At 52.3% G+C, this 15,761-nt stretch carries 12 protein-coding genes and 2 pseudogenes; all 14 read left to right on the top strand.

Annotation, left to right across the window (positions count from 1 at the left end):
* The first annotated feature begins 104 nt into the window (after positions 1-104).
* Positions 105-1,343: an N-acetylmuramoyl-L-alanine amidase family protein gene (locus tag NFS31_RS02385; RefSeq protein WP_251491210.1), complete on the top strand. Its 1,239-nt coding sequence runs from the start codon at positions 105-107 to the stop codon at positions 1,341-1,343.
* A gap of 16 nt (positions 1,344-1,359) precedes the next feature.
* Positions 1,360-2,415: an N-acetylmuramoyl-L-alanine amidase family protein gene (locus NFS31_RS02380; RefSeq protein ID WP_251491208.1), complete on the top strand. Its 1,056-nt coding sequence runs from the start codon at positions 1,360-1,362 to the stop codon at positions 2,413-2,415.
* A gap of 845 nt (positions 2,416-3,260) precedes the next feature.
* Positions 3,261-3,854 (top strand): annotated as a pseudogene (locus NFS31_RS02375) (IS66 family transposase); the annotation flags it as partial.
* Positions 3,855-4,056: 202 nt separating this feature from the next.
* Entirely contained in the window at positions 4,057-4,593 is a 537-nt protein-coding gene (locus NFS31_RS02370) for a hypothetical protein (protein ID WP_251491206.1), read from the top strand.
* Between the two features lie 4 nt (positions 4,594-4,597).
* Positions 4,598-5,062, top strand: a complete 465-nt coding sequence (locus tag NFS31_RS02365; RefSeq protein ID WP_251491204.1) for a hypothetical protein — start codon at positions 4,598-4,600, stop codon at positions 5,060-5,062.
* A gap of 107 nt (positions 5,063-5,169) precedes the next feature.
* Positions 5,170-6,102, top strand: coding sequence for a hypothetical protein (locus NFS31_RS02360; protein ID WP_251491200.1), 933 nt, complete (start codon positions 5,170-5,172; stop codon positions 6,100-6,102).
* A 582-nt stretch (positions 6,103-6,684) separates the two neighbouring features.
* A complete protein-coding gene (locus tag NFS31_RS02355) occupies positions 6,685-7,596 on the top strand; it encodes an energy-coupling factor transporter ATPase (RefSeq protein WP_251491196.1) in 912 nt (303 codons plus the stop codon).
* Positions 7,596-8,462 (top strand): energy-coupling factor transporter ATPase, encoded by an 867-nt coding sequence (locus tag NFS31_RS02350; RefSeq protein WP_251491476.1) that lies wholly within the window; start codon positions 7,596-7,598, stop codon positions 8,460-8,462. The genes NFS31_RS02355 and NFS31_RS02350 overlap by 1 nt, the downstream gene beginning before the upstream one ends.
* Entirely contained in the window at positions 8,459-9,256 is a 798-nt protein-coding gene (locus NFS31_RS02345; protein ID WP_251491193.1) for an energy-coupling factor transporter transmembrane component T family protein, read from the top strand. The genes NFS31_RS02350 and NFS31_RS02345 overlap by 4 nt, the downstream gene beginning before the upstream one ends.
* A gap of 140 nt (positions 9,257-9,396) precedes the next feature.
* Positions 9,397-10,131, top strand: a pseudogene (gene truA, locus NFS31_RS02340) (tRNA pseudouridine(38-40) synthase TruA); the annotation flags it as partial.
* Between the two features lie 365 nt (positions 10,132-10,496).
* Positions 10,497-11,933: a sodium:solute symporter family protein gene (locus NFS31_RS02335; protein WP_251491185.1), complete on the top strand. Its 1,437-nt coding sequence runs from the start codon at positions 10,497-10,499 to the stop codon at positions 11,931-11,933.
* Positions 11,926-13,257 (top strand): sensor histidine kinase, encoded by a 1,332-nt coding sequence (locus NFS31_RS02330; RefSeq protein WP_251491474.1) that lies wholly within the window; start codon positions 11,926-11,928, stop codon positions 13,255-13,257. The genes NFS31_RS02335 and NFS31_RS02330 overlap by 8 nt, the downstream gene beginning before the upstream one ends.
* 35 nt (positions 13,258-13,292) lie before the next feature.
* On the top strand, positions 13,293-14,645 hold the full coding sequence (locus NFS31_RS02325; RefSeq protein ID WP_251491182.1) for a sigma-54-dependent transcriptional regulator: 1,353 nt from the start codon (positions 13,293-13,295) through the stop codon (positions 14,643-14,645).
* A gap of 347 nt (positions 14,646-14,992) precedes the next feature.
* Positions 14,993-15,751 carry a LamB/YcsF family protein gene (locus tag NFS31_RS02320; protein WP_251491472.1) on the top strand — a complete coding sequence of 253 codons (759 nt, stop codon included), beginning with the start codon at positions 14,993-14,995 and terminating at the stop codon, positions 15,749-15,751.
* Positions 15,752-15,761 lie beyond the last annotated feature (10 nt).

Here is a 15,761-nt window from a genome sequence, read left to right as displayed (position 1 = left end):
AATTTCATGGCATTTCTCAAGAATATCGTAAGTTGACGGTCGTAGCGAGGCGTTTTATAATTAGATTGTTAAATAGGCAGATACTTTTTCGGGGAGGCAAAAGGATGAGGAAGGGAAAGGCGATTATTAGTGTTACATGGTTTGTGCTGCTTTTTTGTGTTGTTGGCGGGACTTTTTTATCTTTTGCGGCTTCCCGGAAGTCGATCAGTAAGGTGACGATCCAGCTTGATCTTGATTTGGAGCCGGGGGAGGCTTTGCCGGATTTGGAGGCGGGCAGGGACAGCGGGTTTAATGTGAGGGCCGGGAATGAGCGGTATGCCGCGACAGAGGCGAAGTGGGTAAGCTCTTCGTCAAAGGAGGCGGAGATCGGGAAGACGTATAGTCTTAAGGTTACGCTGGAGGCGGTGGATTCGGATGCGTATGGGTTTTCGGGGACGTATAAGGCCAGTAATGTGACGGTGAAGGGCGGGACGTTTGTGTCCGCTTCCCGGAAGGGGTATGAGTCGCTGGTGGTGACAGTGAAGACGAAGCCGGTGAAAGGGGAGTATGAGGCCCCGGACGATGCGTACTGGAAGGACGGCCAGCTCGGGCTGGCGGTGTGGAAGAAGGCGGATGGTGTTTCTGCGTATGATGTAAGCCTTTACAGGGGGAAGAATGAGGTTTATAAGGTAAAGGGATATAATGGGACGAGGATTGATTTTTATCCGTATATGACGAGCGCGGGAACGTACCGGTTTAAGGTCCGTTCTGTGCCGGCGAGTGATTCTGCGAAGGATTATGCGAAAAACAGCGAGTGGCTCGAGTCGGATGAGCTTTATATTGCCCAGGAATCTGTGTCAAACGGTTCGGGGCGGGTTGATTATAATAATGAGAACAGCGCCGGAAATCAGGCGTCAGGGGCTGTGGGGTGGATTCAGGAACAGGGACGCTGGTGGTACCGCTATCCGGACGGCAGCTTTCCGAAGGACAGTTGGATTTTCGTGGGCGATGTGTGGTATCTGTTTGATAAGGACGGGTGGATGCTGACGGGCTGGCAGGAGAAGGACGGGAACCGCTATTTTCTGGACGAGAGCGGCGCGATGCGCACCGGGTGGCTCCAGACCGGGGACGGATGGTATTTTCTGAACCCGGATCCGAATGGAGCGCTGGGCGCTGCGTACCGGAATCAGTGGCTGGACTATAATAACAGGAGATACCGCCTGGACGCGTCAGGGAAGATGTGCGAGGGCTGGACTGAGGCGGACGGAAACTGGTATTATTTTTATCCCGGAGAAGGGCATATGGCGGTGAATACGATGATCAGCTCGTTTTATGTGGGAGAGGACGGGATTTGGCGTAAATAAAGGGAGGGGTTGATATATGTTGAGAGGGAGGGCAAACGCTCTTTTGATTGGCGCGGCGGCAGGCATTATGGCGCTTGGGGGCAGTTTATGCGCTTTTGCGGATACGGTGATATCGGATATCCGGATTACGTTCCGGGACTGCTATGATACGGAGGCGGGCGCGGTGCTCGAGCCGTCTGTGACGGGCGGAGAGGGATATCGGGTGGACGGTCTTGCCTGGAGCGCAGAACCGGGGACATGGCAGCCGGGGCAGGCGGTTACGGCGAAGGTGACGCTGTCTCCTGAAACGGGATATTCCTTTGCGGATGGCGCATTGCCGCCGGAGGCGGTGAGCGGGGCCATGCTTGAGGAGGCGAGACGGGAGACGGATGGGAGAGTGACCGTAGAGGCGTCCTATGTCCCGGTGGTGCAGCTTGGAAAGACGAAGCATGCCGGATGGAGCGATGACGCAAAGACAATGGCCGTCTGGGACAGCGTGCCCTATGCCACGGCCTACCAGATCCGGCTGTACCGGGGCGAGGGGGAATATGTCACGACTCTCACTATGGGAGGCACAAGCGTTGATTTGAGCCATTATATGCCCGGTCAGGCCAGCTATTATTTTGAAGTGCGTGCAACCTCCCAGAACAGCGCAGACGCGGCATTTCGGAGAAACGGGGAGTATGTGGCTTCCAAAGCGGTTTTGGTTGAGAGCGGCGGGAAGCAGGCCGCGGGGAGATGGTTCCGCCGGAATGACGGATATTGTTATATGGACGAAAGCGGGGCGGCGGTATCGGACGGGTGGCGCTATATCCAGGGAATCTGGTATTATTTCGACCATGATGGCTTTGCCGTGACCGGATGGCGTCAGATCAATGGGAAATGGTATTATATGGACAGCGAACGCCGGATGCAGACCGGATGGCTGGAGCTGGACGGGAAGCGGTATTTCGCTGATTCCACAGGGGCTGTGGCGGTAGGGTGGTATCAGGCTTCGCCGGCGGAATGGTATTATTTTTATGAGGATGGGAGCATGGCTTCGGATGTGGTGATTGACGGGTATCAGTTGGGGGCGGATGGGAAGAGGCAGTAGGGGTGGAGAATTGGAAAAAAGAATTCCTTGCTGAACATCGCGGTGGAGGCGGCTGTACGGTATGCTGCGAAAACCAGACATCCAAAAGAGTGTGTGATTCCTGTGGGCTTTTGGTGTTTATTCCCGCGAGCAACGAGCCAAGTGGGCATGCCTGCATGCACATTTGGCGACTGCCGCGAGGGTCAACAACCCCGTTGCTTGCAGCGCTGCAAGTTTGATGCCCCGTTGCTTGCAGCGCTGCAGAGCCGCGGGGGTGTTGACTTGTTGTAGTTCAGCCGGCAATGGTATTTAGTTAAGCGAAGTGAATTGTTGCGGGGCGTTGTCTGTCGTGAGAGGGCCGCCAGAGTCCGATTCCAAACCCAACGGAACCCCGCTCCCGCTCGGAGAAAAGCGCAGCGGACGCTAAGCTCGAAAAGACCTCGCTAAGCGCCGGCGGTTTTCTACGGGTTCCTTATGGGTTTGGAATCGGACTCTGGCTACATACCCGCCACGCTATAATAAAAACAACATATAATATAGCTCATCTCGACTGCTAATAGGAACAAATCTGCTGAAGCAGGAAAAAAGCTGCCGTATGGGAATCGCGAGCAAGAGGAAAAAATGCGGCTACGACCAGGAATACCTGAATAAAGTTCTTAGCGGACTGAGCACGGGAATCTGACAGAAAGTGCACAGCAGAGCCATATTTAAAAGATTAGGAAATATTTGCTGAAACCAGTATTCCCAAAAGCATAGTCCAGAGACTGAAAAGAATATCCGACGGGCTGGTGTCCAATAATTAAAAATGGGCCCCCCTGGTTAAAGTCGTCATAAAACAGAGGTGAACCCCGGCAGAGACGTTCGCAGGGATACTGATCCATGATCATGAGGCGTGTTTTTACAGATATGGCTCAGACCATCAGGAGTGTATGGTACACATAGAGCGTCACCTCAGGGACAGTATGGAGAATGAGCTGGGGTTTACATGGAACAGGCAGATGCTGGAGCTCATACAGGAAATGATCCATGAAAACAATCGCGCGCCGGAAGAAGGGAGCGCGTATGAAAAGACAGCAGAGTTTGAAAAAAGGTATGACGCCATTGTCCAGACAGTAGCGGAAGAATATGAAGAGAGCCCGCCATCCGATTATTACCGTGACGGATACAATCTGTATCTGCGGATGGTGGAATACCGGCATAACCATCTGCTGTTCCTGTCAAATTCCCTGGTGGATCCGGATAATAATCTGTGCGAACGAAAGGCAAGGGTATTAAAAGGAAAAATAAACCAGGCAATTTCTCTGAGGAGTTTTGAGCAGTTAGCCTACTTTTGTGAATGCTTAAGCATGCTTGATCATTTTAGGATCGAGAATAGAGAGAATCTTTACCAGTCGGTAAAAGAAATATTTAATAGGAAGAAAACGGCGAAACCGAAAGTCCAAAAACCGGAAGCTTCATAAGAGGTTCTATCTGAGGATATAGAAAAATGAGGGGCTCACAAGAGCCCTTGGTTGTCATACCTTAATTTCCCCGACCCGTGAAAAGTAACATCATTCGTGAAACAGCCCTAATGAGAATCATGTACTAATTGACATTTGGCGTTATATATGGCAATATTTAAATGTGTATTATAAATATTGAATATATAAAGGAGGAGAATGAATGTTAAAAAGAGTTTCTACATTTTTATTAGCGACTATTGTTGTATTTGCTGTGTCTATCTCAGCCTTTGCAGATACGGACAATGTATCAAATCGGCAGAGGCAAGGAGAAACTTTTGTATTACCAATTAATAGCGTAGAGATTTCAGAGAACAGTTGGGTGAAAATTGGTGAGATATCTGATAATAAGACTAGAGAGAAATCTGTACTCTATGCTACAATACACAGAAATGGTACATCAGAAGAGTGTCAGATTTATCTGCATTGGTCTGGTTCCGATTTATATAATGCATGGAAATTTACTAAAGTTGTTGTAGATAATGGGAGTGCTTTAGTTGCAAAAGAATATGGTAATATCGCCGGGCAAACGATAAATGTTCCAGCTGCCAGTATTGGCTCTGTATTAATAGGAACCGTTGATATTCCTACTGACAAAACACAAGCAAGAGTAAAATTTTCAGGATTAAAAGGCTATAATTTGGGCTCTGGATCATGGTTATCCGCAGCTATAGTAGGAAAATTAGGAGAAATTAATTAAGGAAATGACTTTAATGACATATGCTGAACAAGTAAAAAAGTTTAAAAAAATGATACCAATAGGGATAAAATCAACCTTTGAACTTATAAATATTTTAAAAAGTAAGGTGGATGTTGAGGAAATTTCTTTTAAAAATTTTCCCTATTATAATTTGCAAATGTTGACTAATAATGCAACACATTGTGTTCAAAATATGGAATTGCAAATAAAGCCGGATGAAATGCGGTTTCGCATATTTAGAGTCATTGAAAACGAAAAAAGTGATAAGTATAATGTAGGTACAACTAAAGATTTTATTTTTGTTGTTATCGAAGAACATACCAGATACATATGTTCAAATAGCAATAAACTGTTTCTCGAAATGGAATTAGCATCTGGTGTTTCACAAGATGAATATAACAACGAAGGTTTAGTGTTCCGCTCAGTAATTTCACATATGGCGATGGCATATTGTGAAGGGTATTGTTAATTTCATAATACGATAGTTTTACCTTTTCCAAAAGGTGTATGCCAATGAAAAAGAGATATTTATCCCTTATATGTTTCGCGCTGTTCTTCTTTCTTGGAATCTGTTTCATGTCAGTGAAAAAAGCGGCGGCATTTCTGTATCCGACGCCAGAACAATTCGCTGACATTATTTCCCGCTCCGGCCTTGAACAGTGGACATTAAAGGATGCGGGAACAGAACTGGAGGGGTCAGCAGAATCGATATATTCGGAGGCGCGGCGTTATGAGCTATGTAATCAGGGGCAGCGGATATGCTGCCAGTTCCTCCTTTACCGCTCTCATGTGGAGACAATCGGTTTGAATATTCATTTCCTGCCTGAGAATGGGATTACGCTGACAGAGCAGGAGTACAATTATTTTTTGGAAAGGGAATTGCCTGAAATATGGCGGCTGGCCTCAGACCTGTGCAGCGATCCGCAGGCGGCGTCTGGTTTACAGGAACAGATACAGGCCGGTTACAGACAGGTAATTGAGCCGGAACAATATAGCGGGCGGCTGTCCTGGTTCAGTGAATGGGGCGCGCAGCGCTCGGGGATCTATGCAACGGCCCGTGTGGTAAAGCAGGATGCGGGGAGCCAGCCGATGTGGTATCAGATCAGGCTGACCGACGAGGCGGAATATAACGCCGGCCCTGCGCCGGGACAGTGGGAGTTATCGGAATCTGCAATGCTGAGCCAGGCCGAATCGGAGAAAAATCAGGAGGGCGGCGGGAGAGAAGAACGAAGGAAAACATATTTCCTCTATGGAATGCTCTCCCGGATTGAAGGAGCGGGCGACTTTCGCCTTCGCTTCTCACCATCTTCCTCAAACCTGCCTGCCAATATGTCTTTTTATCAAAAGGCTGTGCTGACGGACGAAAAGGGTTCAATACCGGTTTATATCGCGCCGACCGCGCTCAGCCAGGAGGAGTTGCTCAGCCGGAGGCTGCACATTGTTCAGGCTGTTCAGAATGCCAATCACGAAACATGTTATGTTATAACACAGAGCTCTCTTATAAAATGAAAAATCAATCCCAATGAGGGCGGGAATGAATATTCCAGTCCAGCTTGGGCGGAGATGTATTAACATTGACAATCGTTCATTCATATAGAAGATCGGCTCCTCTGCATGATTCCCGGCCTGCCAGCCACATAGCCGGAAGCAGGCGGTATATCCATAAGAAACCCATAGAAAACCGCTGGCGCAAAGATCGGGCCCTGAAATTTATCGTTGTATACACAGGGCTGTACAAGGCGTCCGCTGCGCTTTTCTCTGAGCGAAAGCGCGGTTTCGTTGGATATACCGCCTGCTTCCGGCGTCCCTTTCACGACTCTTTTTTGTAAGCATAACTTACCAACAGCCCGTCAATTCTACTCTGAACAACGCCCCACCACAGTATCCCCCACCTTTCTTAAACGTTTCATTCGTTTCTACTTGACGCCATCAGAAAATTCATCTACAATTTACACAAATACGCAGCATTCCAATTCCACACACTGCCCGGGAAGCGGCGTGGCTTTGGCATTCACGTAATCAACCCAACCCGGACAGGACAAAACAGAACAAAACGGATCAGCACAGTACGAGAGGCAAAAGGGAGCGGCGATGAACATTATTAAAGCAGTAAATCTTGTATATGATTATATAAAGCGCGATGAAGAAGACAGGATCGAGGAGGTAAAACGGGCTATTGACCATGTGGATCTGGAGATTGAAAAAGGAAGCTTTGTCGCTGTGCTGGGACATAACGGTTCCGGCAAATCGACGCTGGCCAAGCATTTGAACGGGATTCTGCTCCCGACAGAGGGGACAATCTGGGTTTCCGATCTCGACACATCGGATGAGGAGGCTCTGTGGGAGGTCAGAAAGACGGCGGGGATGGTATTTCAGAACCCGGACAACCAGATTATCGGAAATGTGGTGGAGGAGGACGTGGGTTTCGGCCCGGAAAATATCGGCGTCCCGACAGAGGAGATCTGGAGGCGGGTGGATGAAAGCCTTGAGAAGGTGGGGATGACCATGTACCGCAAGCGTTCGCCCAACCGTTTGTCCGGGGGACAGAAGCAGCGGGTGGCGATTGCGGGCGTGATGGCCATGAAGCCGCAGTGCATTGTCCTTGACGAGCCGACCGCCATGCTGGATCCGAACGGGCGCAAAGAGGTGATCCGGACCGTACATGATCTGAACCGGGCCGAGGGGATCACGGTGATTCTGATCACCCATTATATGGAAGAGGTGATTGACGCGGATCGCGTGATCGTGATGGAAGGCGGCTCTGTGGTCATGGACGGGACGCCGAGGGAGATCTTTTCATGCGTGGAACGGCTCAAGGAATGGAGGCTGGATGTTCCGCAGGTGACGGAGCTTGCGTTTGAGCTTAAGAAGGAGGGCGTGGCGCTTCCGGACGGGATATTGACCAGGGAAGAGCTGATAGAGGCGCTGGTTCCGCTTTTGGAGCGCGGGAGTAACCGTTCAGACAACCTGAACTGTTATTCTCGGGATGAAGGGAATGAATGATGTCAATAAAAGCAATTGATTTGGATTACACCTACGGCCCCGGCACGGCCTTTGAGCATCATGTGCTGAAGCATGTGAATTTTGAGATAAAGGACGGGGAGTTTGTGGGGCTGATCGGCCATACCGGGTCGGGCAAGTCCACCCTGATCCAGCACTTGAACGGGCTGATTAAGGCGGACAGCGGCGATATTTTATACCATGGGACGAGCATTTACAGCGAGGGGTATAAGCTTCGGGAGCTGCGCGGCAGGGTGGGGCTGGTGTTCCAGTACCCGGAGCATCAGCTATTTGAGGCGGACGTATTTTCAGATGTCTGCTTTGGGCCGAAGAATCTGGGCTGTTCGGAGGAGGAGGTTAAGAAGAGGGCCAGGCACGCGCTGTCCCTGGTGGGGATGGACGAGAGCTTTTACGGGCGGTCGCCCTTTGAGCTGTCCGGCGGCCAGAAGCGCCGCGTGGCGATCGCCGGAGTGCTGGCCATGCGCCCGGAGATGATGATTTTGGATGAGCCTACGGCGGGGCTGGATCCCAGAGGCCGGGACGAGATCCTGAACCAGATTGAGCGCCTGAACCGCCAGCACGGCCTTACGATCCTTCTTGTATCACACAGTATGGAGGACGTGGCCAGGTATGTGGATCGGATCATGGTGATGAATCACGGTGAAAAGGTGTTCGACGGGCCCCCGAGGGAGGTGTTCCTCCACTACCGGGAGCTGGAGTCCATGGGCCTGGCCGCGCCTCAGATTACGTACGTGGTCCAGGGGCTGAGGGAACGGGGAATTCCCATTGATGATTCGATCACGACCGTGGAAGAGGCGAGGGATGCGATCCTGTCGCTTTTAAATAAAGGGGGAAATAAGACCCAATGATACGGGACATTACAATCGGGCAGTATTATCCCGTGGATTCGGTGATTCACCGTCTGGATCCGCGGACAAAGCTGTTTGGGACCATGATTTTTATTATTTCGCTGTTTTTTGCCAACAGTCTTTTGTGCTATCTGGCGGCGACGGTGTTTATGGGAGCGGCGGTGAAGCTGTCGAAGGTGCCGTTCCGCTTTATTGTCAGGGGCTTAAAGGCGATTGTGCTCCTGCTTCTGATCAGCATCGCTTTTAACCTGTTTCTGACGGACGGGGAGGAGCTGTTTCGCATCGGCTTTCTGCGGGTGACGAGAGAGGGGGCGGCGCTGGCCTTTTTTATGGGCATGCGCCTGATGTATCTGGTCGTCGGCTCGTCAATCATGACGCTGTGTACAACGCCGAATCAGTTGACAGACGGCCTGGAGAAGAGCCTGGGCGGTTTAAAGCGGATCGGCGTTCCGGTGCATGAGATCTCTATGATGATGTCCATTGCGCTTCGTTTTATCCCCATACTGGTGGAGGAGACGGATAAGATTATGAAGGCCCAGATGGCGAGGGGCGCTGATTTTGAGTCGGGAAATCTGATTCAGAAGGCTAAAAATATGATTCCGCTTCTGGTGCCGCTGTTTGTATCCGCCTTCCGCCGGGCCACGGATCTGGCGATGGCGATGGAGGCCAGGTGCTACCGGGGCGGCGAGGGGCGGACGAAGATGAAGCCGCTGCGCTACGCGCCGCGCGACTGGACGGCGTATGGGATATGCGTGTGTTATCTGGCGGGCGTGATCGTGCTGAGCCGGCTGTAAGGGAAGGCGGCTTTTGGAAGCCTGGGGCCGTCACGCTGAATATGGCGCGGCGGCATTTTGGAAACTCGGGGCCGGCGCACGGAGTATGGCGGGGCGGCGATTCAGATACCCGCGGCACGCTGAGTATACAGGGGGGATCGATGAGACGGATTTTACTGGTTGTGGCCTATGACGGCACAAATTACTGCGGCTGGCAGCTCCAGCCGAATGGGGTGACGATTGAGGAGGTTTTGAATCAGACTCTGACCGCGCTTTTAAAGGAGCCGATCCAGGTGACGGGCGCGAGCCGGACCGATTCCGGGGTTCATGCCATGGGGAATGTGGCGGTGTTTGACACAAAGAGCCGGATCCCGGGGGATAAGTTTTGTTTTGCCCTGAATCAGAGGCTGCCGGACGATATCCGCATCCAGTCCTCCAGGGAAGTTCCCCTGACCTTTCATCCGCGCAAGGCGAACTGTGTGAAGACGTATGAATACCGGATTCTGAACCGGAAGATCGATATGCCGCTGCAGCGCCTGTACAGCCATTTCTGCTATTTTAAGCTCGATGTGGACAAGATGAGGCAGGCGGCGGCCTATCTTGTGGGAGAGCACGATTTCAAAAGCTTCTGTACGGCGCGGTCTCAGGCGGAGGAGACGGTGCGCACCATTTACAGCCTGGATCTGCAAAAGGACGGGGATATGCTCACGCTTCGGATCAGCGGGAGCGGTTTCCTCTACAATATGGTCCGGATCATTGCCGGAACGCTTGTGAAAGTCGGGATGGGCGTTTACCCGCCGGAGCATGTGGAGGAGATTCTGGAGGCGCGCGACCGGGCGGCGTCCGGGCCGACGATTCCGGCCAGAGGGCTTACGCTGGTCGGACTGGAGTACGAGAAAGAGCTGGCGCCGCAGATAGCGGGAGAGAACCGGCATTGGAGCTATATCCTGAATCAGGAGGAGGTTCCGGGCGGGGGCCCGGCGTACTTAACGATCCTGCGCTGTGAGGAGAGCGAGCTGGCAGGTCTGGCAAGACGGGTGATCCATCAGGCATACCGCAACGGGGCGAAGGAGGTGCGCATAGCGGATGCGGGAGGACGCCTGGAGGCGGGGCAGAGGTATGGCTTTTACCGGCTTGAAGCGCCGGGCCGTCAGGACGGGCGTCTGCCTGAGGGACAGGAGGACAGCGCGGCGGGCGGTAAAGAAGGCGGGGCAAAATGGCTGCTGGCGGCGTATGAAAAACATGAGGGGTGAGGGCAGGTATGAGCAAAACATTTGAGTATCTGGTGTATTTCGGCGTCTATTCTCTGGTCATTCTCTTCATCGGAAAGTCCTCGCTGGGGGAAAGCGATTCTGTCTCCAAGTTTTTTGTGGGCGAGCGGAATATCGGCCTGTTGCGCCTCTTTTTTACATTTGTGGGCACCTGGATTTCGGCGGCGACGATCCTGAGCTATACGGGGAATGTCTATCTGGAGGGGACCTCGGTGATCGCCACCTCAGTGATCCCATGGTTTATCGGGGCGGTTATGCTGTTTGCCGTCAGCGACCGTCTGCATGACCGCCAGGTCTTTACGATCCCGGAGCTGATAGGGAAACGCTACCGCTCAAAGGGCCTTCAGGCGGCCTCGGCGGTTCTTTTTTCCTGCGGGTATGTGATGTATCTGGTCATCCAGATCAAGGGCTTTGGGATTGCGGCCTCCAGCCTTCTGAATATCGACTATAAAGTGGCTGTATTTCTTGTTTATCTGTTTATCCTCTATTCCACCTTTGGCGGTTTTAATTCTGTGACAAAAACGGATGCGTGCAATCTGATCATGCTGTCCGTCAGTATCGGGGTCATCTATTTTGTGATCATGGGGCGCGTGGAAGGAAGCTGGCTTATGACGACGCGCCTGGTTGAACAGAGGATGATGGAGGGCGGCGTTTCGGTCAGCTACGGCGGCTTTTTCGGCGGCTATTCGGGGATTATGTATACAACCATGTTTTTTGGCTGGGGAATGGGCCTGGCGACGAATCCTCAGTACCTGATCCGCTTATCAGCGGCAAAGGATAAGAGGACGGCAAAACGGATGATCATCTATGCCCTGTGCTTCCTGGCTGTCTTTTATTTCCTGCTGACGCAGATCGGCTTGGGGCTTAAGATCCTGTTTCCCCATCTGGATACATACTGTGGCACGGACGATATCTTTATCTATGCCATTCATCATCTGATCCGCTCCAGGTTCAGCGGTTTTTTTCTGATCAGCGTGATCGGGGCCTGTGTTTCCACGGCTAATTCGCAGCTCCTTCTGATTGGTTCCATGCTTTCCTATGATGTGGCGGGACAGATGGCGAAAAAGCCGATTCGGGAGGAGACGCTTTTGAGGCTGGCGCGCGGCTTTATTTTTCTGGGAGGGACGCTGTCCCTTGTATTGTCTTTAAACCCGCCTGAAAATACGCTGCTGTTCGGGGCGGATATCTGGGGCGTGTTTTCCGTGGTGTGTACGCCGCTCTTTTACGGAACCTTTCTGTATCCTAGAGGGACGAGAAAGGGGGCCTGGGGGGCGTTTCTGGCGGGCCTTGTGTGTATTGCGGCGCTGTGGGGAAGGGAGCTTCCCGTGTACTGGGCATTTCCGGCCACGGTCATTTCCAGCGCGGTCTTTCTTGTGATTCCCCTGATTGAGGGGAGGAAGGAGGAGAAGCGTGAGAGGGATGATTAAACGGGTCAAGCGGTGGTTTTTCCAGATCGAAAATGAGGTGATGATCCCGTTTCTGATCGTGGGGATCGTGGTGCTGTGCGGGTTTGGGGTGATTTCGTATTACAGCGGCTATACGATACAGAGGGACAGCCGGCGAACGCTTGCCCTGGTAATGTTTGATGAGATCAACCGGGATCTGAATTTTCTGCACGGAAAGCTTCACGAGGATGCGGTGCGGGGGAAATACCGCTACTATGGGCGGGGAATGGTGCGGATCACGGATGCGGACGGAAACCGGGTGACAAAATGGGAGGACCGGGAGCGGATGGAGGTATTCCAGACCAATGAGGGAGGGAACGCATTTGGCTGGAAGCTGGAATTTCTGATTGATGAAAAGGAATTTGCCGAGGAGATTCTGGAAAAGCAGAATTATGTGGTGGTCGGGGCCATTGCGGCGCTTTTAATCATCATCCAGGCCAGTATTTTTATTTCCGAAAATATCACGCGGCCGGTGCGCAGCATGAGCCGGACCTGCCGTGCGATCAATGCTAATAAAGGAAGCTACAGAAGCTATCATTTTGATACGGTAAAGCGGCGCGATGAGCTGGGGGAGCTGGCTGTGACCTTTGAACGGCTCCTGCACGATATGGACAATTATACAAAGATGGAGTACACGAGCCGGATGTCGGCGACTCTGGCGCACGAGATCAAGAATCCGATTGCAGGCATCCGTTCCGGCATTCAGCTCCTGCATGGCAGGGCCGAAAAGGACGGGGACCGGATGCTCTGCGAGAGTATGATCAAGGAGATCGACCGGGTAAATGCGCTGATCATGAACCTGTTTACGCTGTCTGTGAAAAAGGATTCGGTCCGGGAGGAGGTGGATCTGGGGCGGACGCTGCAGGAAATCGCCATGATTTATGCCAGAGGGGCCGGAGAACAGGGCGCGGTTTTTGAGTGTACGGTTCCGGCGGGCTTTAAGGCTTATGTAAATGAGAATGAATTCCGTCAGATGATTCACAATCTGGCCGGGAACAGCTTAAAGGCCATGGAACCAGGACGCGAGGGGAAAATCCGTGTCTCGGGCGAGGAAACGGAACATACGGCGCGCATCGTGTTTGAGGATAACGGGAAAGGCATGACGCAGGAGGAGCTCTCAAAGGCCATGGAACCGTTTTATACAAAGAGCATAAATGGAATCGGCTTAGGGCTTTCGATCGTCAGGCGTCTGGCGGAGCAAAATGAGGGGAGTATCGAGATGGCGAGCCGTCCCGGGGAGGGGACGAGAGTCATTCTCACATTCAGGAAGAGCGGCGGCAGAGAAAGCGGGCACAGCATTGCCTGAACACCCGGGACAGGCTGCCGTTTACAGGAGGCGTGATGAAACGGATTTTAATAGTAGATGATGAATTTCTGATACGCTATACCCTGGAGGAGGGGTTGCGGGACAGGGGGCACGACACGGCTTCTGTGGCGTCGGTGGAGGAAGCGCTGGAGTATGTGAAAAAGTATCACCCCGCGGTGGTGCTTCTCGATAATCTGCTGGAGCACAGCGTGGGCATGGAAACGATTCCGGATTTTAAACAGATAGACGAGGATATCCAGATTATCCTGATGACAGCTTACGGCTCTGTCTCGCAGGCCGTGGAGGCCATTAAGAAAGGCGCGTGCGACTATGTGCTCAAGCCGTTTGATATGGATGAGGTGGATTTCATGGTCAGGCGCTGCCTGGATCAGATGAAGAGCCGCGATTCCCTGGAATTTTTGAAAGGAAAGCCCCAGGAATTTACCGGCGTCAGCCAGGCCGCCAGTCAGATACGCAGCGAGATCCGCGTGCTGGGGGCGAATTCGACGGTCAATGTGCTGCTGCGCGGCGAGACGGGAACCGGGAAGGAGATTGTGGCGCGCCTGATTCATGCGCACAGCGACCGGAGCGATAATCTGATGGTGCGGATCAACTGCGGGGCGATTCCGGAAAACCTTTTGGAGAGCGAATTGTTCGGATACGAGAGAGGGGCCTTTGCGGGAGCGCTGAAGACCAAAAAGGGGCTGATTGAGCTGGCGAACGGGGGAACGGTTTTTCTGGATGAGATCGGCGAGCTGCCTATGTCCATGCAGGCCAAGCTCCTGACCTTTCTGGATGACAGGCGGTTTAAGCGGATCGGCGCTCTGGAGGATACGGAGGTGGATGTGCGGGTCATGGCAGCCACGAACCGGGATCTGGAAAAGGCCATAAAGGAAGGGGCGTTCCGCGAAGATCTGTTTTACCGACTGAATGTGATGCAGATCGTGATCCCGCCGCTCAGAGAGCGCAGGGAGGATATTCCGGCGCTCTGCGACTATTATCTGGATTATTATAATAAGGCGTTTGCCAAAGGCATTGAACGGGTGGATCCGGATTTTATGCGCGAGCTGCTCCTTTATGACTGGAAGGGGAATGTGCGGGAGCTGAAGAATATTTTCGAGCGCTGTTTCCTGTTCAGCCAGGGGAATACGCTGGAAAAGCATGTGGAGCTGGTTCCGGCCTCCAAAGAGGCAGCGCCGCCCGGAGGGGAGTGCTATTATCTGAAGGATCTGACGCAGGGCCCTGTGAGCCTGGAGCAGGAGGTGGCGGCTCTGGAAAAGAGGTATATGGATCAGGCGCTGAAGCTGTGCAATAATAATCTGACAAAGGCGGCGGCTCTTTTGGGGACGACGCGGTTTTCTATGAAGAGGAGGATGGAGAGGGAGTAATATTCCATATCGGGCTCTGCTCCAGACCGGAATATTCATTTGCGTCCTCATTGGATTGTGCCGTTCAAAGAGACGGATCTGCCATAATAAACAGTGCAAAAACTCACATCGTGCAAATTCGCACAGCAAAAGCGAGCGAATTTGCACGAATTTTTAGTTAAAATAAAAAAATATAAAAAATAATACAAAATGATCTTGAAATAATAAAAAAAGACAGATAAAATATAGAGGACAGGGCCAAAACGGCTCGTGAATCAGAGGGGTGGCAGCCGGTGAAGCCGGCGAATCGGTCAATCCGGGCGCTGTATGCCATGAACTGCCGCAGCGAGGAAGAGGAGGATATGTATATGTTTTACGTGGATCTGAACAGTGATTTAGGGGAGAGCTTTGGTAATTACACGCTTGGGATGGATGAGGAAATCTTAAAATATGTCTCATCCGCCAACGTGGCCTGCGGATGGCATGCGGGGGATCCGCTGGTGATGGAGAAGACGATTGCCCTGGCAAAAGCGTGCGGGACAGCCGTGGGCGCGCATCCGGGCTTTCCGGATCTGATGGGCTTCGGACGCCGGAATCTGGCAGTGACGCCTGAAGAGGCCAAGGCGTATGTGAAATACCAGTTGGGCGCATTATATGCGTTTACAAAGAGCCAGGGCGTGAAAATCCAGCACGTAAAGCCGCACGGCGCGCTGTACAACATGGCGGCTGTGGATGAGAAGCTTGCAAGAGCCATGTGCGAGGCCGTTTATGAGGTAGACAAGGATATCATTTTCATGGGCCTTGCCGGTTCTAAGATGATTGAGGCCGCTGAGGCAGCAGGTCTTCGCGCCGCGAGCGAGGTGTTTGCGGATCGCGCGTACAACGATGACGGAACGCTGGTTTCAAGGAAGCTTCCGGGCGCAGTGATTAAGGACAAGGATCTGGCGATCCGGCGCGTGGTGCGCATGGTTAAGGAAGGCAGGGTGGAGAGCGTCAATGGGAATGATATCGCGATCAAGGCGGATTCAATCTGCGTACACGGCGACAACCCCAAGGCGCTGGAGTTTGTAAGAAATATCCGTGAGACGCTTGTTTCTGAGGGCGTAGAGATTAAAAACCTGTTTTAACACGAAAGGA

The organism is Otoolea muris (assembly GCF_943193115.1).
In the GTDB taxonomy this organism is placed as follows: domain Bacteria; phylum Bacillota; class Clostridia; order Lachnospirales; family Lachnospiraceae; genus Otoolea; species Otoolea muris.
The sequence above is the reverse complement of the archived record's forward strand: the minus strand, read 5'-3'. Positions and strand labels throughout refer to the sequence as shown.